Consider the following 23,194-nt stretch of genomic DNA (forward strand, 5'->3'; position numbering starts at 1 on the left):
CGTTTCTTGGTCTGAATTCCGGTCAATGCTGGATTATAAAGCGAGATGGTATGGACGGAAATTATCGATCATCGGCAAAACATTCCCATCCAGTCAGCTTTGTTTTGCATGTGGTTATCGCAATAAGGATGTAAAAAACTTAAACCTGCGAGAATGGATATGCCCAATTTGCGGCATGTATCATGATCGAGATGAAAACGCGGCCAAAAATATCCTTAGAGAAGGATTAAGGCTGGCAGGATAAATTTCTTTGCCGCGGGACACGCGGTTTAAGCTTGGGGAGTACACGGCATAAGCCGGTATGATGAACCTGGAATCCCCTGGATTCATCCAAGGGGAGTGTCAAGGGGAATGATATTTAATAGGGCTTGGGTTGACACTGTACAAGATAAACAGGAAAGTATACTGTATAAATCTTTTTGTAAGAAGAGGTTTATCCCAAGTAGTGATATAATAAAGGACGAAAAAATTATTCTTGGGAGGCAATATGATTCGTATAATTGATAATGGAACGTATCTTGTCAATGGAAAAGACCTCTTAGAGATACGGGAACAAGAAGTTCTATATGATGCTGGCGGTCGGCAGGTGAATATTGAGGATTTTCCGTATGCTAATCAAAACTTTGATCGCCAAAGTGCTCGGAAAAATACCATGTCCTTTAACATTCTCACTAACAAAAATACGTCTGGTGATGTTGATAAGTTAAAGATTCGCTTTGATGTCTTGGCTTCTCACGATATTACCTATGTGGGGATTATTCAAACCGCGCGTGCCAGCGGACACCTTGCAGAGTTTCCGATACCCTATGTACTGACAAATTGCCATAACAGTCTTTGTGCTGTCGGCGGGACGATCAATGAGGACGATCACGTTTTTGGCCTTTCGGCTGCCCAAAAATACGGCGGAATCTATGTTCCCGCCCATCAAGCCGTTATCCATCAGTATGTGAGAGAGATGATGACCAGTTGCGGAAGTATGATTCTCGGTTCAGATAGCCACACAAGGTATGGGGCTCTTGGTACGATGGGGATAGGCGAGGGCGGGCCGGAATTAGTAAAACAGCTTTTAGAGAAAACGTATGACATTACCTTTCCGGAAATCATTGCAGTATACCTTAAAGGTAAACCGCGACGTGGAGTGGGGCCCCAGGATGTTGCTCTTTCGATCATTGGTGCGGTATTCAAGAATGGTTTTGCGAAGAACAAGGTACTGGAGTTTGTAGGACCTGGAATCGCTAATTTATCTGTGGATTATAGGAACGGCATTGATGTCATGACGACAGAAACCACTTGCTTAAGTTCTATTTGGCAAACAGATCAAAAAGTAAAAGAATACTTTGAAATTCATGGACGACCTGAAAGTTATTCTAAGCTGGAACCGGGAACAATCGCTTATTACGATGGAGCGGTCATCGTAGACTTAGACAAAATTGAGCCCATGATTGCTTTACCCTTTCATCCCAGTAATGTTTATACCATTGCCGAACTGAATAGGAATACCGACGATATTCTGAGGATGATTGAAGTAGAAGGCAGAAAACAGATTGAAAATCCAGCGATTAAGTTTAATCTTACGGAGCATATTGTTGACGGGAGATTGAAGGTTGATCAGGCCATCGTGGCAGGGTGTGCAGGGGGAACTTATGAGAACTTGGTTGATGTTTCATCCATCGTAGACAACCATTTTATTGGCGATGGAAGCTTGTCATTAGGGGTTTATCCGTCTAGTCAACCGATTTATCTTGAATTGGTTAGGAATGGTGCAGCGGCCAAAATGATGACCGCGGGTGCTGTTATCAAAACTGCCTTTTGTGGACCGTGTTTTGGAGCTGGGGATGTACCAGCTAATGGAAGTTTTAGTATAAGACATACTACCCGAAACTTCCTCAACAGAGAAGGCTCTAAACCTGGAGATGGACAGATCTCCTCGGTGGCTCTGATGGATGCTCGATCAATTGCTGCAACTGCAATTAATGGAGGAAATTTGACCCCTGCAACAGACCTCGATTTTCCAGCTGCGGATTTACCGTACAAATTTGATAATAAGATTTACGCTAATAGGATCTATAACGGTTTCAGTAAACCCCAGACGCAAAAGGATTTGAAATATGGGCCCAATATTGCCGATTGGCCTAGGATGATTGCTCTGCCGGAGAACCTTGTTTTAAAAGTAGCTTCTGTTATTATGGATCCGGTCACCACTACCGATGAATTAATTCCATCCGGGGAAACATCGTCCTACCGCTCCAATCCCCTTAAACTTGCTGAGTTCACATTATCGAGGAAAGATCCCGAATATGTGAGTAAAGCCAAAGAAGTCCAAGCCTTAGAAATCGAACGACAGAGCCTCGTTTCTGGTAAGGGTGATTCAATTTCAACGCAACTAAGAGAAATCTGCCAGGAATTAATAAATAATTCTAATCAACACTTTACAGATATTGAAGATGTATTGAAGAGAATTGGGATCGGAACTACCATCTATGCAGTAAAACCGGGGGACGGATCAGCTAGGGAGCAGGCTGCATCAAGTCAGAAGGTTTTAGGCGGGTGGGCTAATATAGCTAAGGAATATGCAACGAAACGTTATAGAAGTAATTTAGTTAACTGGGGCATGTTACCTTTTACCATCGAAATTAATCCTGAAATGATCTTTCATGTAGATGATCTCCTTTTTATTCCTAATATTAAACAAAGAATACTGAATGGGGATGAAAATATTCCTGCCCAGGTGATAAGTTCCAAGGGGATTCAAGAAATTGAATTATCCTTAAGAAATTTATCCAAAGATGAAAGGGAGATAATTCTAAAAGGATGCTTGATTAACTACTATACAGGGGAATAATTATCCCTAAAAATTAGGAGTCTGAAGAACCGTCAATTTCAATCAGAAATTGGCGGTTCTATTTTATTTTATTTAAACCAAGTTATTATCAAATCTCTAAAAAAGTAAATATTCGGTCTTCATACATTCATTAAATAATTATAATTTTTTAAAATAGGCCTGTAATCTAAAAGTTCAAGAAAGAGTATGAATTTGGAATAATTTTAAGAAATGGACTTTTGTTTCGTATATTGAAACCTTGTTTCAAAGGTTGTATAATATGAAATATCAAGAAACCAAGCAGGCATAATTTGTTGTAGTTCTCATTGGTAGAGTTGCTTGTTAAGTTTAGCACAAACGCTAAAAGAATAGATAATTACTAGGAGGAAATTTTATGAACAGAAATAATAAAAACTTTAAGCAAAAAGTATTAGTATCAGGAATGATTCCACGTGTGGCATACGATATATTAGTTCGGAAATATGAAGTCGAGATGCATGAGCAATCAAATCTGCTTACAAAAGAAGAAATAAAAGAAAAATTAGTCGACAAGGACGCTTTGCTTTGCTTGTTATCAGACCAAATTGACGAGGAGCTGATTAAGTCTAACCCTAATCTTAAAGTAATTGCCAATTATGGTGCTGGTTTTAATAACATTGATATCGCTGCCGCAGGAAGCCTGAATATACCTGTAACTAACACTCCGGATATATCTACAGATGCTACCGCTGATTTAGCCCTGGGCTTGATCATAGCGATTGGACGCAGAATAGTTGAAGGGGATAAAGAAACACGTGCAGGCAGATTCAAAGGTTGGGCTCCTTTATACCACCTTGGCGTTGATGTTACGGGTAAAACTCTGGGGATTATAGGAATGGGTAATATCGGTCAAGCCATTGTTCGACGTGCTAAAGGCTTTGAGATGAAAGTTGTATATTATACTAGAACTCGTCTTTCCCTTGAGCAAGAACAAGCTCTAGGTCTCCAATATCTGCCCTTTGAAGAAGTTATTAAAAATGCAGACTATTTGACCTTAAGTTTAAGCTACTCTGCCGCAACCCACCATATAATTGGTCAAAAAGAACTGAGTCTCATGAAGAGTAATTCTTATCTTATCAATGTCGCTCGTGGCCCTCTAGTTGATGAAAAAGCTTTGCTTGAAGTGTTGGAAAGTAAAAAAATTGCCGGTGCAGCACTTGATGTTTATGAATTAGAACCTGCAATTACCCCAGGACTCGAAAAATTAGATAATGTCATCCTAACCCCTCATATTGGAAATGCCACTGTAGAAACCCGTGATGCAATGGCTGAAATCGCTGCTAATAATATCGTTGCTGTTCTTGAAGGTCGTGGGCCATTAACCTGTGTCAATGAACACTATCTACGTAGAGAATTTGGGAACACTGCTAAGTAAGATCATGCCTGTCAAATGACATTTATTTTAGTTGATTATCCAATTATTTAGAACAGTGGCAGGATATGGTTGGAATATGCTTCTCCGGCTGATAATAATGAGGTAGAGTTGTGTAAGGGACCCATAGACCGCTTAAGAAGCGGTCTATGGTCTTTTTTAGCGTATAGGGCTGATGGCGGTAATATCAGTAACAGAGTATACTTAAGTTAATGAGTGATTGGAGGTAGTTACTTTGGGAGATAAAAGTCCTAAGAACAAGGAGAAAAAGAAGAAGAAGGCCGAAAAGAAAATCGTTCCCATATCTTCTTCAATTGCGCCGGCTAACAAGCCCCAATAATAATTATATTTATGCAGATAAAAATCCAGCTTTTTGCTGGATTTTTTTTTTGCAGTTGCACTTCTATAGAACTATAACCTTACGTTAATGGGATCAAAAGAACTTCATCTAGTAAATGGTCAGCTTGTTCTTGAGCAATTCCTTTGACTTGCATTACCTCACTGATAAACATCCGACGGGCATTGTTTAACATATTTGTGTCTTCTGATCCAAGCTTGTTCTTTTGACTTTTCCGCATTAAATCACGTATAATTTCAGTTCCTTTATAAATATCGCCAGTTTTTATTTTACTTTTGTTAAGATCCCTGCAATAGCGTTTGTCTTCATAGATAATTGGATCTGTATTTCCAAGGTGGAAATCTGTAAGAACACTTTCTAAGATGTCAGGCTCCACTATCTGACGAATACCAAGAGCTGAGGCTTTTTCTGTAGGAATCATAACTTGCATATTGATTTGAGGCATATTCAATGTATAGTAAAGCTTCTTTTTTCCTAATACCTCTTTCTCTTCAATGGTTTCAATAATACCTACACCTTGCATTGGATAAAGAACTTTGTCTCCAATTTGAAACATAAATACACCTCCTGAGTTACTTATTTAAGTATAACACAGGATTAAGTAATTAACAAAAGTATATATTACCATATAAAATTAGTTATTGTCAATAAATAATTCGTAGAATTTGCTATGATCTATTTGGACATTTCGGTTGAATATAACAAGTATGGAGATATTATGTCATAACTTCAAAGCTCTTTGTTGGGCAAGCATTGTGGTTTCCCTATCCAGTTACTTTTCTATAATTTGGTTTAACCTTTATCAGAGAATATGGTGTAAAATATACTTATTTGGTGAATCAAGATTATCCCTAGGAGATGGAGGTAAAATGAGTAATACTGGAATTCCTAAATCTTCAGACCCGATATGGCAGGAGAGACTTGATAGGAAACCTGCAGGGATCTACTATTACAGCAGGAAGAAAAAACGGTTAAGGCAGTTATTAACGGGGATACTCAGTCTCTTTATAATCTTTGGCTTGTGCTTTTTAGGATTTTTGTATGCACCTATCCAACCTTTTAGGATGCTTCGTGAATTATGGGTGACCAGCGCTATGACGACATTGAATCATCAATACCTGGCCACGTACTTGTTCAGCGAGGCAGAGATTCAAAAGATAATGGATAACAACAAGGTTGCTGATCTTGGCAACTCAGATCCTTCAAATATTGAAACTCCTGGAACTGACAACAATACCGGAATAGAGCTCATTGATATCAGCCAAAAGGGGTTTAAAGGTTATCTGCTTAAAATTACGGATCCTGGACGTGTCAAGGTGGCGGCAACGAGTCATCTCGGCAAGATGGGAGCAAAAGCTGAAGACATTGCCAAAGAGAATGGAGCAATTGCAGTCATTAATGGGGGTGCATTTGAAGATCCAGAGGGTAAAGGCAACGGCGGTCAGCCTTTGGGCATTCTCATCTCGGACGGTCATATTCTCCATAAAGACCCAGTCTCATCATTCAATATCATTGGGTTAAATCGTGACGATGTTTTGGTCCTTGGCCATTATACTCTGAATCAAATCAAACAGATGGATATAAGGGATGCCGTAACGTTCAGCCCCTTCCTTGTCGTCGATGGTAAACCGTCTATTACCCATGGAGACGGGGGATGGGGTATTGCCCCCAGGACAGCGATAGGGCAGACGAAGGAGGGCAATATTTTAATGCTGGTGATTGATGGTCGTCAGATTGGGTCCCTCGGTGCTACACTTAAAGATGTCCAGGATATTATGCTTGAAAACGGTGCCTATAATGTTGCTAATCTTGACGGCGGATCTTCAACGGTGCTTTACTACAATGGCAAGATAGTTAATCACCCCTCGAGCCAGTATGGTGAACGCCATGCGCCGTCCTTTTTTATTGTGAAATAATGTAGATTCAATACCCTAATACCCTTGAACTATTGAGAGCCCGTATAAAAGACCTGCCTTCTAAATTGGCAGGTCTTTTTATAATAGCCAGGAGGTATAACTTTTCGTTACATACTTTCCGGAAGGTCCGAGTTAATAGCAGTATAGCCCCACGGGATCAGGGACATAATACATTACTTGAATCAGATTTTTGAAAGCATGGAGGATAATGGTGAGCGCCTATGATGAAGTTTTTACCCGATTAGTTAAAGCATCTTACAATGATAATCTTGAGCAAGAGATCAAGGAAATTGAAGCAAGCGGTAATGAAACTACGAAGAAATATATCTATTATGCCATGGGGAATGGTGACCAGGACAAAGTGGTTTTTCAAATTAACGATTGTGAAGGGGCTTGCTCAGGCGAAAAACATAACTGTGAAACGGCATGTATTTTTAATGCCATCGTTCGGGATATGGAAGGGAAAGTAGTGATCCAAGATCGGAACTGTGTTCACTGTGGGCATTGTATCGATTCGTGTTCACTCAATAACCTAATCGATAAGAAAGAATTTATTCCTTTAATTGATCTTCTGAGGAAAAGAGAGACCGCGGTTTATGCAATTGTAGCTCCTGCGATTATTGGGCAGTTCGGGGATCGTGTTACCATGGGTCAACTTCGAGCCGCCTTTAAGCATCTTGGTTTTTACGGGATGGTGGAAGTTGCGTTATTTGCTGATATCCTAAGCCTAAAAGAAGCTCTTGAATTTGATCGTACAGTTCATACAGATGAAGATTTTGTCTTAACCAGTTGTTGCTGTCCAATCTGGGTAGGGATGGTAAAACGAGTTTATCATACCTTAATTCCTCACATCTTACCCTCAGTATCTCCTATGGTTGCTTGTGGTCGGGGAATTAAACGACTTCATCCCGAAGCGAAGGTCGTCTTTATTGGGCCTTGTATTGCCAAAAAGGCAGAGGCTAAAGAACAAGATATCAAGGACGCCGTCGATGCCGTTCTGACTTTTGAAGAAGTTAATCAAATCTTCGAGGCGACGGGAATTAACCCAGCAGATATGGAGGATATTCCTAGCGGCCATTCTTCCACTGGCGGACGGATTTATGCCCGTACTGCCGGTGTAACAAAAGCTATTTCGGATACTCTGGATCAACTTAGACCGGACAAGTCTATTCGGATCAAGGCGGTTCAAGCTAATGGGATCCAGGAGTGTAAAGAGCTCCTGCGTTCGATTAACCGCGGAGATATTCAGGCCAATTTTTATGAGGGAATGGGATGTGTTGGGGGATGTGTTGGCGGACCCAAAGCGCTCCTGAAATCTGAATTAGGAACTATCCATGTTAATACCTATGGTCTTTTAGCGAAAGCCCATACCCCCTTGAATAACCCCTATATTCTAGAACTGCTTAACCGTCTTAATATTGAGGATATCAATAGCTTGCTTGAAGGAGAATCTGCTGCAATTTTTCAGCGGGATTTTAACAAATAATGGAGGCATGAAGTCAAAGTTGTGATACACATCATTTTGTTATGAATGATTCATTTTTTAATGGTCATAGTGGATTATATGAATTCCATTAAGAACCTAGAAAACAGCCGTATTCGGCTGTTTTCTAGGTTCTAGAATTATTTCCTCTGCTATATTAAAACTCAATGTATTTGATTATAAGTTATATTTTTCCACTAGAGGTGACAGATAAGTAAGTTGCTTGATATACATGTCAAATTATTATTACCTCCACTTGGCAATTTTGGTATATATTTTCCTGTTTCATTTCAAATAGTTTTTCTTTATTGAGAAAAACTAAGCCATATCTATTGAAAGGAGATATGAAATATGAAGTTATTACATAGCCTTGATCAGGTTTCTAAGTTAATAAATTCTGGGAAGAAAATGAGAGACTCAATACCTATTGGGTTTATCAGCGGGCTAATGGGGACGATTGTCATGGATTTAAGCAATTTGATGTTCAAGAAAACAGGAATAAGCGAAAAAACTTATGCACAGTTTGCCGGATCAGTTTTAATGAGACCTTCCAGGTTGCTTTTAAAGGAAAATCGAATTTTAGGGCAAATATTACACCTTATAACGGGTTCGATTATTGGTATACCCTTATTTGCTGTTTTAAAGAAAACAGGTAAAGATAATTACCTGTTTAAAGGAGCGATATATGGTACCTTTACTTGGGAACTTCTTTACTCTTTTGGGTTAAGATACAATGTATTTAGATCAAAGGCCCACTCGACAAGCACGCATATTACTACTTTAATTGATAATCTAGTCTATGGCTTTGTTTCGTCGGCAACTATTATATTCCTTACGGATCACGCAGTTTTACCCAAAGGCAGTGACAAGCAATTAGAGACTCAGATGGAAGGTGAAATGCCGAAGGTGAATGATAATGGAATAGGGGATTCCTTTTACAACTACGAGGATGAAGTGAGACTCCATTAGTGTTCGCAACAATGTAGCTCTTCTTAGATGAAGAGCTACATAAATAATTATAAATGGGCTTAAACATTATGAGAGGTACCTCTTTTACGGAGGTATCTCTCATAATTTGTTGTTTTTGGCGAATAGTTTCAAGTCAAAATAGCTAACCGATTTTAGGCCAATCTTGTACGCCTGTATCCTCAATGATGCCCAAGGTAACATCAGTAACATCCTTAAAGGCTAACAATTGATCACGAATTTTTGATTTAATACCATCAGCCTCTGCCAAGGTTAATCCTGGGAGCAGTTCGATGTAGCTTTCAACATGATAGAATCGCCCCTCTTGAAGGATGCGCATTTTATTAATATCTGTCACTTCGGGCACTGATAAGATAATTTTTGATACGTTGTCTTCAACTTCCTTGGGAGCAGACACGCCGATAAGTCCGACCATATTGTCATATCCAACTCGAAAGGCAACTCCCCCCATCATGAGTCCAATGATGATGGCAGCGATGCCATCAAAGACCTTAATCGGAGTGAAGCGGGTCATTAGGATTGCTACTAAGGCCAGAATTGCTCCCGATGTGGCGACGAGATCTTCGTAAAAGACGAGGCGAGTTGCAGGAGAGGCGCGGTTTACATTTTTGAGTGCCATCGAGAGGCTAAGGCCCTTTCCTTTCGTCTGAGTTTCTTTCACAATCTCGTGCATAGCCTTAAGCAAGACGTATCCGTCAATAACGATAGAGGCCCCCAAACTTAAAACAATAAGCCATATACTCCCAATGGATGCGGGATGTTGGATCAAATGAATTCCTTCCAGTACCGTTTCATAGGCCATGAGAGTGATGACGATCACAGCGCCCATGCAGAAAACATTGATTATGCGTCCGAAGCCAGACGGAAAACGGAGTGTTGGTTTTCGTTCTGCAAGAATGCTGCCGATAAAAACAAAAAATTGGTTAACTGCATCTGCACCTGTGTGCATTGCTTCTGCGAACATAGCACCGCTGCCGCTTAAGAAAGCGGCTATTCCTTTAAAAATGACCAGGAATAGGTTGCCGAGTACTGCGTATAAAGAGGAGGCATTTCCTTTTTTAATAAGTTCCCAGATTTTCTTCATTAAATCCACACCATTCAATGCTTTTCAATTATCTTCCCATAAATTTTGCCGGTTTATTCTCCTGGTCGTGACAGAGAAGAAAAAGTATACATACCTTATAATAATTCGATTGAGTATTGAAAGTGGTGAGGATAATGAAGCTATATTTGGCATTGGGTGATTCAATTACTGCAGGGTACGGAGTGGAAAGTCCCTTTTCCTTTCCAAATGTATATGCCAGTTTCCTAAGAAGGCATAACCCTGATTTAAGTATGCTTAATTTTGGGATAAACGGTTTAACAACCAGTGGTTTGCTTAATCTGTTAAAAACTAATCAAAGGCTCCGACATTCACTAGCCCAGGCTTTCTTAATTACACTTACGATAGGCTCCAATGATTTGCTTCGTCTGATTGGAAATCCCAATCAACCAATAAAAACATCTCAGTTACCCATTATCCAAGGTAATATGAGCAAAACTCTTATGCAAATCGGACAAGAGATACGTCTTCTTAATCCGGTAGCAACGGTAAAAGTAGCCACTCTTTATAACCCCTTGCCAGGAGGACCCTACGCCTATTACTACGCACAAGTTCAAGGAATTATAGACAATGCCAATGCTATGATTGTCATGGGGGCTAAACATTATGGATTTATCGTTGTGAATTTAGATCGTGAGATCAAAGGGAAAGAATCGTTGTTTATCGGACAGGATCATGCGCACCCCAGTGCGGCAGGTTATCAAATGATTGCTAAAGCGTTTGCTCGGTACTAGGTTTATTGTGAAAGATCTTTGCAACGCTTTATTGAATAATAACCATAGACGCCTACCGATCCAAAGAGCAGAGCACCTATTAATAAGGCAAGTAAGAAGCGACTGGGGTTTTCAGTCAGCTGCCAAAAATCATGTCCTATCCAAGATTCCCAAACAATCATTGGGATTTTACCGATAAGTGAGGCGGTTAAAAACGCCGGAAAGGTCATCAAGGATAACCCTGCGGCATAGTTGACCGCTGCTGAGGGAAGAATCGGAATCATTCGTGAGATAAGGATAATCGAAAAGCTGTTTCCCTCGATCAGGGCGGCCCATTTCCCCAACTTGCCTATCTTTGGCTGAGCCCATTCTTGTCCGAGAGTACGGGCAAGGAAAAAGCCTGCTGAGGCACCTAACAAACTCCCGCCAAGGGAAAGCAGAAAACCACTAAACCAACCGAAAACCAGGGTATTTACCCCGGCGACTAAGGCAAAGGGTACAACTGGAAAGAGCGCCAGAAGTGCAATAATTAACAAGTCTACGAATAGGCTGAGCCATCCCCACTGGGTGACAAATAATTGTAAATCAGCGGGGTTTTGGAGTTTGGGATAAAGAATAATTACAAAAGTTAGGGAGACCACTATGGTAAAGAAAGAAAAATGTTTTTTGGTCAAGGGGTCACCTTCCTTAAGAAACGGCATGCTATAACAATGCATGCCGTTCTTTTATCAATTCCGAGACGCCCACTTCAAGTGGGTATTTTTCCTTATTCTACTTTGGTGACGATAGTCTCCACCCTAGACTATCGTACTGGAGACCTGGGTCACGGAAGTCTCGATGTTCAGCTTTGGCCGAACGAGTTCACTTCTGTGGCACTAAATCCTTCGTCCTTCGTTAGTAATCCTCAGGCGGTTAGATTCTATGGATTATTCACCTTCTATGATGTTCACAAGACATTAGGGTCACTGGGGATTAATGTTATGGGGGGTAGCAACCGAAGTATTTAGCTTCACGAGTTTACCGTGTTTTACAAGGTGTAGAGACGTATACCGTTCAGAGGGGGGGAGATGTCGCTTGAATTTAAAACGGAATTCTTGGATTGAGGCCATCTTATCAGCAAACATGACGAGAAAGGCTTCCTTGCTGCGTGGCAAGCGGAGAGTGAGCGGCCACATATGACTTAAAATAATGTCTCTTTCCTTTTCGCTGAGTTCAAAACAACGTTCTGCATTCTGACAAGCAATGCGGGGATGACGAAAGCCATGCCAACGTGATCCGTCCGGCCTGAGCTTATGCCAATCATACAGGAAAAAGTCGTGAAGGAGGGCGCCGCGAGTAATTGCATAGGTATCTAAATTAACTTTTTTTTCAAGACGTATGGACCAGTTATAAGCTATCTGGGCGACTCTGAGCGAGTGTTCAAGAGTAGTAAAGGGCCGATGATGGGTAAATAAGGCCAACTGCTGATACTCTTCGTGGTTTAAAATGTCCTCGACATGCTCGGATAAATTCAATGATTTCACCTTCCTAGTCAAGTGAGTGAGAGTCGTTTTCCCCATCGGGATTATAGAATTTCTTACGCTGTTGTTTCAAGAAGTGTTCCAGGGCTTCTTGCTTGGCATACAATAAAGCCATTTTTTCATGGACAGTATGACGCATTTTAGGATAGGTATGCAGGAGGCGGTAAAATGGAGAACAAGCTATATAGAACGTTGGAAGTTCCAATCGCTCGTATCGTTCTTGGAATACAGATACAAAGTGTTCCAAGCGCCGAAGCAACAGGGTAGAGTGAATAAGATCCCAGATGACATAGGCTGTCAGGATGACAGCAAAAATAGCACGGACGGGAGAGGGTATTAACTGCATTTGGACTTGAACCGCAGGGTTGACGATTTGATAAAACAAAAGACCTAAGACGCCCCAGAGCAAGCTGAAGGGAAGCGCTATCCGTCCGTGAAGATTAAAGGGAACGGAGTGATAGTCCCAAAGTTGCAGATGAAAGAAACGTTCGAAATACCAACCGGCGAAATACTCCAGCAAGGTACTCAAAAAGACAAACCAAGCAAATTGCCACAGCCAATTGACGTTGCCTAAGAGACCGGAAGTCCATATTACCATTATCGAAAAAAATCCATAAATCGGTAGAAAAGGACCGGCAAGAAATCCCGGGTTCACCAGTCTGCGTTGGGTAATGGAGCGGTATATGGTTTCCATAACCCAGCCTGCAAAAGCGTAAATCGAGAAAGTGAGGACAAAGTTTGTCAGCATGGTCACCCTTTCCGTACTTAATTAAAAAATTTTGTATGTATGATATATAGTTTAACCGAAAAGGGCTTCATTGTACATTTATACCCTTGTGCACAAGCATATAATTCCTTAATGATTTTTAATTCTATCCTTATTTTTAGTATTCTATGAACGATATTAGGATGTTTGGATCAGTTGCCGATTTATGAATATCCGAGAAGATTTTTGTGCTTGCAGTCGGATAATTAATGATAATTTAAATGCAAGATGTCCTCCATGAGATAATCTAATCCTTTGGCAGGACTAGGGATCTTCACGCCGATAGTTTCCAAGAAGGCCATTACAAAGGCGATTGATAAGAGAATCAAAAATACTATCAATTCTCGCCAATGTTTCTGCCTAATCAGACTTGGGACCTCAAAGAGGATAACTCCTATGAAAACACATACTAACAAAAATACCATCTGGATTAGTTCCTTCCGTTTCTTTGGGGTAATTTTCGCACCTTAGCTACAATTAAGGATACCAGAGGAATGACAATATAAATATGCATACTTAAGATTGGAGTGATATACATCGTTGAATAGCTAAATTGCATTCTGGAATCATAGGATATGAGAGATAAAGTTATACCGATAATGCCAATAGGGATAACTACCGGCAGGTATGATCGCAACTTTGTGATTTGAGCTACGCTCAAAACAGCAGCATAATAAAAAACACTGGTAATAATAAACAGCAAAAGTATTTGGGCCATTGAGACTAAAACTTCTAACCGAGAAATAATTTTCCCAATATTGATTAAGCTTACTGCTATTAAAGAAGGGTCTGTTACTATTTCACTAAGGGGTCCCAGTGCAGCTATGTTGCGTATCATACCAGTTAGCAGTATCAATCCGCCACTAATAATTCCCAATAGGACGGACCTTTTTGCTTGTTTTGGCTTGTTCATGTAAGGAATCACCATTAAAAAGACTAGTACTTCGCATACCGAAATATGCATTATTATATTAGTGCTTTGAATAAAATCCTCTAGCGGTACTTCAAAAACGGGTAAGAAATTAGTAAACTCCATGTTTTTTAGCAAAAGCGCAAAGGTTAAGAGGATAATAATCCCCGGAATAAAGACGAAAATTACACTTATTCTGGCGATAACCTCGATCCCTTTGCGTACCGCCCAGGCGCAGATGAAAGTAAACATGGTCATAATTACAATGATCGGAGTTTCAGGCATAATAAAGGTCAGCACAAAATCACCGATAAACCAGAGGTATCCGGATAATGAAATTATAAAGAAATAGACATATTGCAGGGAAACCAACTTGCCAAAGTAGGGTCCGTAAATAAGATCATTGATTTCAATGATGTTTTTGCCCGGAAATCTGCTTGCAAGTGCAATGTAAATCAGTACTATAAATACTCCAATGATAAAGGCTGCTATCAAAGCTAGCCAGGTATCATGTTTGGAAATTGGAAAGGCTAACGATAATGGGAAAAGCGCTCCCTGTATAAAGCAGCTTATCAAAAATGTCAATTGGGAACTCGATATTTCTCCTCTTTCAAGTCTCATCTAAAGTTATTACTCCTTTTCTGGTGGTGCGGCAGGTGGTCCTAAGTTACCGGATCTGCGTAATTTAGCCTCAACAAGGATCTCTACTTCAAGATCGGGAAAAATCTTATCCCAGTCGTCTTTTATCTCCTGCCACTCCTTGGGGTGTTTCTTATGTAGAATATCTCCAAAGCCGAAGACATCTGCATTTAGCTTTTTGGCCTTGCTTAGTGCAGATTCTATTTCATCTTTTATTGCCTCATTTTCTTTCTCTTCTATCGCTGCAACCGCGTCAGGGGATACTAAACTTGCTGTACAGGATTGGTCGCCAATATTTCCCTCTTCTTTGACATCGATTTTGATGTAGGGCTTATGATCGATTATTTCTGAGGTTATTTTACTTTTGGCATTAATGATTTCTAAACTCACTGTACCTTCTTGGTCAGGACATTTAATATCAATAATTCCACTCTTTATCTCATTAATGACCCATAATAGGCCTCGAGTTTCCTCTTTATTCATTTGACCGATTAATTTATCGCGTTTAAAAACTGCTGTGCCTGAAACAGCCAATTCCTTATTATCTGCTTTTCCTTGAACACTAATGATTGGAGCAATCGGTGCAGTCGTCGGACTCATTAAGCGAGTGACAAACTGGTTTAGTCGAATGACACTTGTCTGTGAGTTTGCAGCTTGTGAATCCATTAAGTCTGAAATACCCACCGAAGGAATTTTTTCCAGGTGTGATTTTACACTTAAGATATCACTTGACTTATCTTCTGCGACCAACATTAATACGTCTAAACGGGTTTCCTGGTCTCTAAGAAGGAAATCAAGGTATTCTTGAATTCCCTGTTCAGCAAGAGATTGACCAAAGATAATGATTTGATTATGTGGCCAATACAATTTGCGGCTGGTTCTATGCGTAAAGCCTCTAACTGTTGAAAACATGCTCTCCCCTGAGTTCTTGACATTCCAATAAGCACCAGCCCCACTGCTGCCGCTTCCAGTGCCACCTTCCTCAGGGGTACTCGATTTGAGCTCAGAGGTTTTTATTATTTGCGCAGTAATTTCTAATTTATCCGTGCCCTCGGCTTTGTCTATGCCTACGCCCATGACAATTCCTAAGGCAGGCAATTCACGACGATTCCAACAACCTGTTGTGCCTAGAGTGAGAATTATAATTATTAGCAGTGTGACGATAATTTTGATAAGCCCTTTCATAAATAACCTCTATCTAAAAGAATTATTTTGACTGAGTATCTTCTTCTAAGGGAGGACTGGGTTTCAAACGGAATTCCTGACGTTTAGGATCAGGCCAACCGATCGTTCTAGGACGGGCTATCATTGCCCATAGTGGTGCTCTTATAAAGGAATCTTTTAAATCACTGACACTAAGGGGAGCGAGAGGGGATAAATAAGGAGTACCAAAGGATCTTAAGGAAGTTAAATGAATTAAGAGTCCAATAAAACCGATCATAATTCCGAAGCCTCCTGAAAAACCAGCCAAGATAACAAAGAGTATTCGCAATATTCCTCCGGAGTCCGTTTGGGCTGGAACCACAAAACTCGCTACGGCAGTCAGGGCAACTACAATTACCATTGGTGCTCCAATTAGTCCTGCGGTCACAGCGGATTGTCCAATAACCAAAGCCCCTACAATGCTAACTGCTTGGCCAACAGGCCTTGGTAATCTTACACCAGCCTCTCTCAAGATCTCAAAAACAACTCCCATACCCATGGCTTCTACCAATGCTGGGAAAGGTACTCCTTCCTGGGCTGATGCCATACTAAACAACAGTGGAGTAGGAATCAATTCCTGATGAAAGGTTGTTAAGGCTACATAAATTGCAGGGGCCAAGATACTAATTGCGTAAGCTAAATATCTGATCATTCGTATAAAGCTTACAAAATAGGGTCTGGAATAATAATCTTCAGAGCTCTGAAAGCTTTCAATCAGAAGCATTGGAACGGTGAGGGCAAATGGAGTGCCATCTATTAGAATGGCTGCGCGCCCCTCCAGGATTTTGGCAGCTGCCGAATCGGGTTTTTCTGTATTTGCCACGGTAGAAAATATGGAAAAAGGGGCATCCTCAATAAATTGTTCTATGTAACCGGACTCCAAAATTGAGTCGGTTTTGATATCATTTAACCTTCGTTTAATTTCCTCAATGAGCAAGGGATTAGCAAGGCCTTTTATATAGGCAATACAAACACTTGTTTTAGTACGCTGCCCGATTTTCATGGATTCTATGGTTAAATCCGAATTCTTAATTTTACGCCTTAATAAGGTGGTATTTGTCAGTAAGCTTTCTATAAAGCCTTCGCGCGGTCCCCGGACAACAGATTCAGTTTTAGGTTCATCGACACTGCGGGACTTCCAGTCCGCGGTCATGATCATTAAAGCCTCATGACAATTATCGACCAACAGAATAGTCGAACCTGACAGACAGCTATCGACTATTTCATCGATATTAGCAGATTTATTGACTTCTCCCACCGTAAGCATGGTTGTTCTAATCATCTCGACATCGTCAAGTTTGGGTGCTGAATTAATTGTAAAAGGTGATTCAAACATTAAAGGCTTTAGGATACTCTCATTAATAATCGTCGGATCTGTCATTCCACTTAGATATATTAAGGCAGCATTGACTTGCCGCTGCCTTTCAAAAGTGAATTCTCGTATTACAACGTCATAATTGTTTCCTATAATGCCTTTGATAAGGTCCAGGTTTGTTTTAAGGCTTTGAGAAAGGTTAGTTGGGGTATTTGGGCCATCTTGTGAAGGTTCTTGTTTTTTACGTTCAAGGGCATTTTGGCTCAGTAACTTTAAAAATTTTGATTTTTTAATTAGATAACGAAGCACTACCCCCATCCCTTTCCTCTAGTCTTCTTGTTAATATCACCAATGTAGGCTGAAGTTATTTACTATTTAAATTAAGAAGGATAATTGCTTGAAAAATGGTGAACTCCTTCAGCAAAAGCTGAACATCGAGACGGGTCTGTATCAAAACTTGTTTTCCAGTTTGTTACAGACCCCTTTTGTTCGAGAATTGCCGATATTTTCAAGGATTATTCACCACTTTACAGGTGTATAATCCTCTTTTTTTGGAATAGCGCACCACCACCCTGAAAATTTCTCAAGTTTTGTTACGCCCCCAAGTAGAATAAGAAACACCCCCTTGAAGAAGTGGGTGTCTCGGAGTTAATAAAGAAAAAGCACAAGGAAAGATAAACATGGCTCAACCATATTAGAAAAGAAAAGGAAGGGCTAAAATTTCTAATAGTTCTGTATTAAATACAATATTTAGAAAATTTAAAGGATTTAGAATTGATGCGTCGAATATCTTTCGATAGTTGCCGCCTTATCTTTTTTAATTAAGTATTGTCTAAGAGAGAATGCCTCAGATGATAATGCATGTATACTGCCAGAAATAGACCCTTTTTTCACACGTGAATTTCACAGAGTTCACTTAAGAAAATCTCCATTGATTCCCTAGCAGTCATGAATGCATTACGAGAATTTTAGAAAGGATGGTGAAGTTATTTCAGAAGCAGCAAATAGTCTGCTAAGAATTGTAAAAAATCTTAAGGTTTATTAGGTAGAATCGGCAGCTGTTGAATTTGTGGGCTGCCAAGAGTGTTTAAGAGGTTTGGCTGAAAGGTATCCAGATATCGCAACAGAATCAAGAATGCCCTCGGTTACTTGATTCTAATACTTAAAAAGTATTAAGGGGTTGGTTTAATATGAAACAATATAAAATACTGACTATCAATTTCGGATCGACCTCAAGTAAACTGGCCTATTATGTCAACGAAGAATGCAAATTGAAAACATCGCTGGACCATTCGGTACAAGAACTGTCGGTGTTTGGTGATGTATTGGAACAAGATGGTTACCGCCGCGCTGCGATTGAAGAATTTCTCAAGGACAATGGTTTGAATTTTAATGAGATGGATGTAGTTGCTGCTCGTGGCGGGCACACCAAGCCTCTGGAAGGCGGAGTATATAAAATCGACGAAAACATGTTGGAACAACAGGCCTCGGGTTTGTATGGGAGACATGCTTGCGATGTTGGCAGCAAAATTGCTTACAAGATGGCGGAAGGAACTAATGTTCTTCCGGTGGTAGTTGATCCGCCTGTAACAGATGAATTTATTGAAGAAGCCCGTTTGTCCGGACATCCTGAGCTACCGCGTGAGAGTCGGTTTCATGCCTTGAACCACCGGGCAACAGGTAAGCGCTTTGCCCATGATACCGGTAAAAAATATGAGGATTTAAATCTCATTGTTGCTCATATGGGTGGTGGCATTACAGTTGCAGCACATCGCAAGGGTAAAATGATTGATGCTACAAATGGCATTGATGGTGATGGTCCATTTTCTACTAACCGAACAGGTGGTCTGCCAGTAGGCTCTTTGGTCAATTTGTGTTTTTCGGGACGATACAGCCATAAAGAAATAAAAAAAATGCTCAATGGAGAAGGGGGGTTAACAGCATACCTTAAGGAGAATGATGTGCGGACGGTAGAAGAGAAAGCGGCTGAAGACAGTTATTTCGCTCTGTGCTTGGAAGGAATGATCTATCAGACCTGCAAGGAAATTGCGGCCATGGGGGCTGTACTGGAAGGTAATGTCGATGCCGTTATTATTACGGGGGGGATTGCCAATTCGAAAAAAATTACCGAGAGGATGAAAGAGAGAATTGGGTTTGTAGCACCGGTTATCTTTTACCCTGGTGAGAATGAAATGGATGCCTTAGCTCTTGGGGCACTGGAAGTTCTTAAAGGTAACGAGCCACTTAAAGCTGTATCGGTATAGGAGGAGAAAAGATGGGGTTTACTGATTTTAGTGAGATTTTAACATGGCTTAAAGCTAACAGTATTACAAAAAAAGCAGCAGTAGCGGCGGCTCATGACTTAGATGCGCTGTCCTCAGTTGTTGCCGCCAAGCGTGAAGGGATTCTTGAGTCCATCCTAGTTGGGGATGGAGAAAAAATACGGACTTTTTTAGCCGAACTTGGGGAAGACGCGACTGCTTGGGAAATCATTGAAGAAAAGGATGATGCCAAGGCTGCCCAGATAGTCGCTCAACTTGTTGCCGATAAAAAAGCAGATATGCCAATGAAAGGTTTATTGCAGACAGCCACCTTTATGAAGGCGGTTCTTAATAAAAATATGGGGATGATTAATGATAAGGCAATCATTAGTCAATCAACTATCTTCCATTACAGACAAGAAAATCGACTGATGTTGATCACTGACTGTGCCATTAATGTAGCTCCTGATTACAGTATGAAAGTACAGATTGTTCAAAATGCCGTAAAGTTATGTCATCAGTTGGGAATTGAAAAACCGAAAGTTGCAATTGTGGCGCCGCTTGAACAAGTTAATCCGAATATACAGTCCACTGTTGATGCGGCTATGTTGACAATTTCCAATCTGCGCGGGCAGATTAAAGGCTGTTTTGTGGACGGACCGCTAGGTTTCGACAATGCTGTTTCTCTTGAAGCAGTACAGCATAAAGGGATAAAAAGCGAAGTTGCCGGTCGTGCGGATGTATTAGTTATGCCCGATTTGGCAGCAGGCAATATTTTAGATAAATCACTGAGATACTTTTCTGGATATACGGCTGCGGGGGTAGTGTCTGGTGCCAACGTGCCCCTGATATTTACATCCAGAACCGACTCAGCGGAAAATAAGCTTAATTCTATTGTAGTTTCAGTACTTCAAGCATTGAAAAAGGATGTTGTATAGGCATTGATTTGATTTCAGATATATTTTTGAAGGAGTAACATGGAACACCCACTTAATAAAAGTGGGTGTTCCAACGTGGATAAAAGCATTTTGCAGCAGACAGTCTGATGTGTAATAAATAAATCTGCTCAAGGCCAAGGTGGTTTTGTCTGGGATATGAGCAAATAGCAAAGCGTCAGACAAAGGAGCGCTTGGGAGCACTATCATTTTAGATACGTGCCTTTTTGTTTTAAGTCTGTTTTTACTCATAGTAACCTTTTTATTTCTTTAATGCAGGGAAGTGAATGATCCAATAATGCTTTTGCAGCGGTACTGTGATTAATATCGATTTCGCAGACAAGACGTTACTGTACAGCATAATGAATAAAGGAGAGATGAAATTGACGTTTAAAGATTTGAGAGAATTTTTAGCAATATTAGAAGAAGAGGGTCAATTGATTCGTATTGAAGATGAGGTCATGCCTGAACCAGATTTAAGTGCTATAGGCAGGGCTGCCCCAGATATGGAAAATGGTCCCGGGGTCTTTATCAACAAAGTAAAAGGGTATAAATATAGTGTGGTCTTAAATGTTCATGGTTCATGGCAAAATCATGCGCTTATGTTAGGACTTCCTAAAGAGACCTCAGTTAAAGAACAATTCTTTGCTTTAGATAAAGCTTGGTCTGCTTATCCTATAAAACCAGTGTGGGTGGAAAACGCACCTGTTAAGGAAGTTAAAATTACAGGGGGGATTAACCTTTTTGAGGTTTTGCCGCTCTTTAGAGTGAACAAATATGATGGCGGATTTTATATATCAAAGGCGCTTATCGTCAGCCAAGACCCTGATGATCCTGACAATTTTGAGAAACAAAATGCTGGTACTTATAGACTTCAAGTGAAAGGCAAAGATTTGCTCGGCATTCTGCCATTACCTTTTCATGATATAGCCATTCATCTTAAAAAAGCTGAAGAACGCAATCAACCTTTACCCATTGCTATATGTCTGGGAAATGATCCTGTTCTAAACTTCATGTCCAGTACACCTATTGAATACTTTCAGTCCGAATATGACTTTGCCGGAGCAATAAAGGGTGAACCAATAGAGCTTACCAAGAGTGAGGTCGGCAATTTAGATATTCCTGCAAGAAGCGAAATAGTTTTAGAGGGCTATATTATCCCAAAGGAAAGGAAAATTGAAGGCCCATTCGGTGAATTTCCGGGAAGCTACTCTGGGGCAAGGCTTATGCCTGAGGTCAGAATACATACAATTACTCACCGAATAAACCCGATCTTTGAAAATTTATATCTGGGCATTCCGTGGACAGAAATTGATTACTTGATGGCGCTTAACACGTGTATTCCCCTTTATAGACAGCTTAAGAGGGATTTCCCTGAAGTTGTTGCTGTAAATGCAATTTATACCCACGGTATGGGGGTTATTGTATCTACTAAATCGAGACTGGGCGGATATGGTAAAGCTGTAGCCATGCGATTATTATCGACCCCACATGGGATGCCCTACTCAAAAATTGTTATTATAGTTGATGAGTTTGTAGATCCCTTTAATTTACAACAAGTTATGTGGGCCTTAACAACGCGAGTGCGTGTGGATAAAGATGTTGTGACTATTCCCTATTGCCCAGGCATGCCCTTAGATCCATCCTCGGAACCAGCTGGGATGCATACAAAGCTAATTATTGATGCTACTACCCCGGTTGCCCCGGATCATTGCAGAGAGACTGAGTTAATAGAGATACCGGAAAAAACTGATTTCTGGATGAATTACTTAAAAAATCTGCGCCAAAGAAAAGGAGGAACAAATGATGCTATGTCCCAGATGTGATTCTAAAACTGTCGAACTAATGACAAAGGCGCCAGTAGACGATGCTTGGGAAGTGTATTTATGCAATACCTGCTGCTTCTCTTGGCGATCAACCGAGGGCGATGAAATTAAAGATCCTGAAAAATATGATAAACGATTTAAGATTAATCCTGCGGAAGTTTCTTAACTTGTATAATACAAACAGCTTTTCTGAGTTGTGAAAAGAATAAATAAGAAGCGAGAGGTTAGTGAACATAGTCCTTTAACCTCTCGCTTCTTATTTTAAAAAATATCGAATGTTGATTCGCTATCGCAGGAAGGGAAAAGCGGCCAATAAACAGACAACTTCAGAAAGCTCAATTATTGCTCCGTACAGGTCACCAGTTAATCCCCCTAATAGGGAGGAAATCCTAGCAGCCCAAAGGGTTACGGCAAGGACACAGACTCCAAAAGCGATAAGGCCGGCAAATGAAGCTAGATAAAAGGAGGCTCCTAGAACTAAACCCCCACTGAAAAGAAACGGAAGCCAGCGGGTTGTCTCATGAATGCCTTTTCCCAGCCCTTGGGAGCGGGCATAAGGAAAACCGACCATCCCAATCTGAAATACCCAACGTGAGAGCATGGGCATAACCAGGAGGATGGGAAACTGAGAGGGTGTCAGGCTGGCGAGCAAGGAGAATTTCAGGAGCAGTAAGCCAAAGAGAGCCATACAGGCATGAGCCCCAATCCTGCTGTCCTTCATGATCTCCAGAATGCGTTCCGGACTACGGGCGGACAATAAACCATCCATACTATCCATGAACCCATCGAGATGGAGCCCTCCTGTAAGCATTAACTCCGCAACCAACAAGAGCGCACCCAGAACCAAGGGGGGGAAGTAAAGAGTTAACCCTTTCGCCAGAAGCCAGAGAATTAGTCCAATGACAAGTCCGACCAAGGGATAATAACGATAACTACGTGAAAATTCTTCAGAGGTAATTTCAACTTTAGGTGCAGGTAAAGGGAGTCGAGTCAAAAAGGTAAGTGCAATTAGAAATCCACGCAAATTA

General features: G+C 40.7%; 21 protein-coding genes. 11 read left to right on the forward strand and 10 right to left on the reverse strand.

From position 1 onward, the window contains the following. From BUB11_RS23050 to BUB11_RS23060, 3 genes are all read left to right on the forward strand, one after another. The coding region (locus BUB11_RS23050; protein WP_143187701.1) for a zinc ribbon domain-containing protein at nucleotides 1-244 on the forward strand (244 nt) is incomplete at its 5' end. 243 nt (nucleotides 245-487) lie between these two features. Beyond that, nucleotides 488-2,842 (forward strand): hydratase, encoded by a 2,355-nt coding sequence (locus tag BUB11_RS23055; protein ID WP_073032603.1) that lies wholly within the window; start codon nucleotides 488-490, stop codon nucleotides 2,840-2,842. 373 nt (nucleotides 2,843-3,215) lie between these two features. After that, nucleotides 3,216-4,235 carry a 2-hydroxyacid dehydrogenase family protein gene (locus tag BUB11_RS23060; RefSeq protein ID WP_073032605.1) on the forward strand — a complete coding sequence of 340 codons (1,020 nt, stop codon included), beginning with the start codon at nucleotides 3,216-3,218 and terminating at the stop codon, nucleotides 4,233-4,235. 416 nt (nucleotides 4,236-4,651) lie between these two features. On the opposite strand, the gene BUB11_RS23065 is transcribed toward BUB11_RS23060, so the two are convergent. Then, nucleotides 4,652-5,146 carry a CarD family transcriptional regulator gene (locus tag BUB11_RS23065; protein WP_073032606.1) on the reverse strand — a complete coding sequence of 165 codons (495 nt, stop codon included), beginning with the start codon at nucleotides 5,144-5,146 and terminating at the stop codon, nucleotides 4,652-4,654. Nucleotides 5,147-5,459: 313 nt separating this feature from the next. Between BUB11_RS23065 and BUB11_RS23070 the strand changes: the two genes are divergently transcribed. The 3 genes from BUB11_RS23070 to BUB11_RS23080 all read left to right on the forward strand — a co-directional run bounded on the left by BUB11_RS23070 (nucleotide 5,460) and on the right by BUB11_RS23080 (nucleotide 8,958). Beyond that, on the forward strand, nucleotides 5,460-6,506 hold the full coding sequence (locus tag BUB11_RS23070) for a phosphodiester glycosidase family protein (RefSeq protein ID WP_084110487.1): 1,047 nt from the start codon (nucleotides 5,460-5,462) through the stop codon (nucleotides 6,504-6,506). A gap of 208 nt (nucleotides 6,507-6,714) precedes the next feature. Then, complete coding sequence (locus BUB11_RS23075; protein ID WP_073032608.1) at nucleotides 6,715-7,992, forward strand: [Fe-Fe] hydrogenase large subunit C-terminal domain-containing protein; 1,278 nt, start codon at nucleotides 6,715-6,717, stop codon at nucleotides 7,990-7,992. 348 nt (nucleotides 7,993-8,340) lie between these two features. Beyond that, nucleotides 8,341-8,958: a DUF6789 family protein gene (locus tag BUB11_RS23080; RefSeq protein WP_073032610.1), complete on the forward strand. Its 618-nt coding sequence runs from the start codon at nucleotides 8,341-8,343 to the stop codon at nucleotides 8,956-8,958. Nucleotides 8,959-9,100: 142 nt separating this feature from the next. Here BUB11_RS23080 and BUB11_RS23085 read toward each other — a convergent pair whose 3' ends face one another. Next, entirely contained in the window at nucleotides 9,101-10,060 is a 960-nt protein-coding gene (locus tag BUB11_RS23085) for a cation diffusion facilitator family transporter (RefSeq protein ID WP_073032677.1), read from the reverse strand. A 134-nt stretch (nucleotides 10,061-10,194) separates the two neighbouring features. On the opposite strand from BUB11_RS23085, the gene BUB11_RS23090 reads away from it, so the two are divergent. Beyond that, nucleotides 10,195-10,812 (forward strand): SGNH/GDSL hydrolase family protein, encoded by a 618-nt coding sequence (locus BUB11_RS23090; protein WP_073032612.1) that lies wholly within the window; start codon nucleotides 10,195-10,197, stop codon nucleotides 10,810-10,812. 2 nt (nucleotides 10,813-10,814) lie between these two features. On the opposite strand, the gene BUB11_RS23095 is transcribed toward BUB11_RS23090, so the two are convergent. From BUB11_RS23095 to BUB11_RS23125, 7 genes are all read right to left on the reverse strand, one after another. Beyond that, complete coding sequence (locus BUB11_RS23095) at nucleotides 10,815-11,465, reverse strand: TVP38/TMEM64 family protein (protein WP_200797979.1); 651 nt, start codon at nucleotides 11,463-11,465, stop codon at nucleotides 10,815-10,817. Between the two features lie 288 nt (nucleotides 11,466-11,753). Next, entirely contained in the window at nucleotides 11,754-12,305 is a 552-nt protein-coding gene (locus BUB11_RS23100) for an HD domain-containing protein (protein ID WP_073032614.1), read from the reverse strand. Between the two features lie 13 nt (nucleotides 12,306-12,318). Beyond that, nucleotides 12,319-13,059 carry a putative ABC transporter permease gene (locus BUB11_RS23105; RefSeq protein ID WP_084110489.1) on the reverse strand — a complete coding sequence of 247 codons (741 nt, stop codon included), beginning with the start codon at nucleotides 13,057-13,059 and terminating at the stop codon, nucleotides 12,319-12,321. A gap of 224 nt (nucleotides 13,060-13,283) precedes the next feature. Beyond that, on the reverse strand, nucleotides 13,284-13,502 hold the full coding sequence (locus tag BUB11_RS23110) for a hypothetical protein (protein ID WP_073032617.1): 219 nt from the start codon (nucleotides 13,500-13,502) through the stop codon (nucleotides 13,284-13,286). A 5-nt stretch (nucleotides 13,503-13,507) separates the two neighbouring features. Continuing rightward, nucleotides 13,508-14,608, reverse strand: coding sequence for a GerAB/ArcD/ProY family transporter (locus BUB11_RS23115; protein WP_073032619.1), 1,101 nt, complete (start codon nucleotides 14,606-14,608; stop codon nucleotides 13,508-13,510). 9 nt (nucleotides 14,609-14,617) lie between these two features. After that, nucleotides 14,618-15,811, reverse strand: a complete 1,194-nt coding sequence (locus BUB11_RS23120) for a Ger(x)C family spore germination protein (RefSeq protein WP_073032621.1) — start codon at nucleotides 15,809-15,811, stop codon at nucleotides 14,618-14,620. A gap of 22 nt (nucleotides 15,812-15,833) precedes the next feature. Next, nucleotides 15,834-17,453, reverse strand: coding sequence for a spore germination protein (locus BUB11_RS23125; protein ID WP_073032681.1), 1,620 nt, complete (start codon nucleotides 17,451-17,453; stop codon nucleotides 15,834-15,836). 881 nt (nucleotides 17,454-18,334) lie between these two features. Between BUB11_RS23125 and buk the strand changes: the two genes are divergently transcribed. The 4 genes from buk (at nucleotide 18,335) to BUB11_RS23145 (ending at nucleotide 22,332) form a co-directional block, all read left to right on the forward strand. Continuing rightward, nucleotides 18,335-19,408, forward strand: a complete 1,074-nt coding sequence (gene buk, locus BUB11_RS23130; protein ID WP_073032623.1) for a butyrate kinase — start codon at nucleotides 18,335-18,337, stop codon at nucleotides 19,406-19,408. Between the two features lie 11 nt (nucleotides 19,409-19,419). Further along, nucleotides 19,420-20,343 carry a bifunctional enoyl-CoA hydratase/phosphate acetyltransferase gene (locus tag BUB11_RS23135; RefSeq protein ID WP_073032624.1) on the forward strand — a complete coding sequence of 308 codons (924 nt, stop codon included), beginning with the start codon at nucleotides 19,420-19,422 and terminating at the stop codon, nucleotides 20,341-20,343. A gap of 374 nt (nucleotides 20,344-20,717) precedes the next feature. Continuing rightward, nucleotides 20,718-22,166 carry a non-oxidative hydroxyarylic acid decarboxylases subunit C gene (locus BUB11_RS23140; protein WP_242947713.1) on the forward strand — a complete coding sequence of 483 codons (1,449 nt, stop codon included), beginning with the start codon at nucleotides 20,718-20,720 and terminating at the stop codon, nucleotides 22,164-22,166. Beyond that, complete coding sequence (locus tag BUB11_RS23145) at nucleotides 22,144-22,332, forward strand: non-oxidative hydroxyarylic acid decarboxylases subunit D (protein ID WP_073032628.1); 189 nt, start codon at nucleotides 22,144-22,146, stop codon at nucleotides 22,330-22,332. Before BUB11_RS23140 ends, BUB11_RS23145 begins: the two co-directional genes overlap by 23 nt. Before the next feature lie 120 nt (nucleotides 22,333-22,452). Here BUB11_RS23145 and cobS read toward each other — a convergent pair whose 3' ends face one another. Next, nucleotides 22,453-23,190 carry an adenosylcobinamide-GDP ribazoletransferase gene (gene cobS / locus BUB11_RS23150; protein ID WP_073032630.1) on the reverse strand — a complete coding sequence of 246 codons (738 nt, stop codon included), beginning with the start codon at nucleotides 23,188-23,190 and terminating at the stop codon, nucleotides 22,453-22,455. Between the last annotated feature and the right edge of the window lie 4 nt (nucleotides 23,191-23,194).

The organism is Desulfosporosinus lacus DSM 15449 (genome assembly GCF_900129935.1).
GTDB classification, from domain to species: domain Bacteria; phylum Bacillota; class Desulfitobacteriia; order Desulfitobacteriales; family Desulfitobacteriaceae; genus Desulfosporosinus; species Desulfosporosinus lacus.

Excerpts from the sequence above, each read along its gene's own strand:
- BUB11_RS23055 (WP_073032603.1), top strand. The coding sequence starts at position 488 with ATGATTCGTATAATTGATAATGGAACGTATCTTGTCAATGGAAAAGAC.
- BUB11_RS23060 (WP_073032605.1), top strand. The coding sequence starts at position 3,216 with ATGAACAGAAATAATAAAAACTTTAAGCAAAAAGTATTAGTATCAGGA.
- BUB11_RS23065 (WP_073032606.1), bottom strand. The coding sequence starts at position 5,146 with ATGTTTCAAATTGGAGACAAAGTTCTTTATCCAATGCAAGGTGTAGGT.
- BUB11_RS23070 (WP_084110487.1), top strand. The coding sequence starts at position 5,460 with ATGAGTAATACTGGAATTCCTAAATCTTCAGACCCGATATGGCAGGAG.
- BUB11_RS23075 (WP_073032608.1), top strand. The coding sequence starts at position 6,715 with ATGGTGAGCGCCTATGATGAAGTTTTTACCCGATTAGTTAAAGCATCT.
- BUB11_RS23080 (WP_073032610.1), top strand. The coding sequence starts at position 8,341 with ATGAAGTTATTACATAGCCTTGATCAGGTTTCTAAGTTAATAAATTCT.
- BUB11_RS23085 (WP_073032677.1), bottom strand. The coding sequence starts at position 10,060 with ATGAAGAAAATCTGGGAACTTATTAAAAAAGGAAATGCCTCCTCTTTA.
- BUB11_RS23090 (WP_073032612.1), top strand. The coding sequence starts at position 10,195 with ATGAAGCTATATTTGGCATTGGGTGATTCAATTACTGCAGGGTACGGA.
- BUB11_RS23105 (WP_084110489.1), bottom strand. The coding sequence starts at position 13,059 with ATGCTGACAAACTTTGTCCTCACTTTCTCGATTTACGCTTTTGCAGGC.
- BUB11_RS23110 (WP_073032617.1), bottom strand. The coding sequence starts at position 13,502 with ATGGTATTTTTGTTAGTATGTGTTTTCATAGGAGTTATCCTCTTTGAG.
- BUB11_RS23115 (WP_073032619.1), bottom strand. The coding sequence starts at position 14,608 with ATGAGACTTGAAAGAGGAGAAATATCGAGTTCCCAATTGACATTTTTG.
- BUB11_RS23120 (WP_073032621.1), bottom strand. The coding sequence starts at position 15,811 with ATGAAAGGGCTTATCAAAATTATCGTCACACTGCTAATAATTATAATT.
- buk (WP_073032623.1), top strand. The coding sequence starts at position 18,335 with ATGAAACAATATAAAATACTGACTATCAATTTCGGATCGACCTCAAGT.
- BUB11_RS23135 (WP_073032624.1), top strand. The coding sequence starts at position 19,420 with ATGGGGTTTACTGATTTTAGTGAGATTTTAACATGGCTTAAAGCTAAC.
- BUB11_RS23140 (WP_242947713.1), top strand. The coding sequence starts at position 20,718 with ATGAAATTGACGTTTAAAGATTTGAGAGAATTTTTAGCAATATTAGAA.
- BUB11_RS23145 (WP_073032628.1), top strand. The coding sequence starts at position 22,144 with ATGATGCTATGTCCCAGATGTGATTCTAAAACTGTCGAACTAATGACA.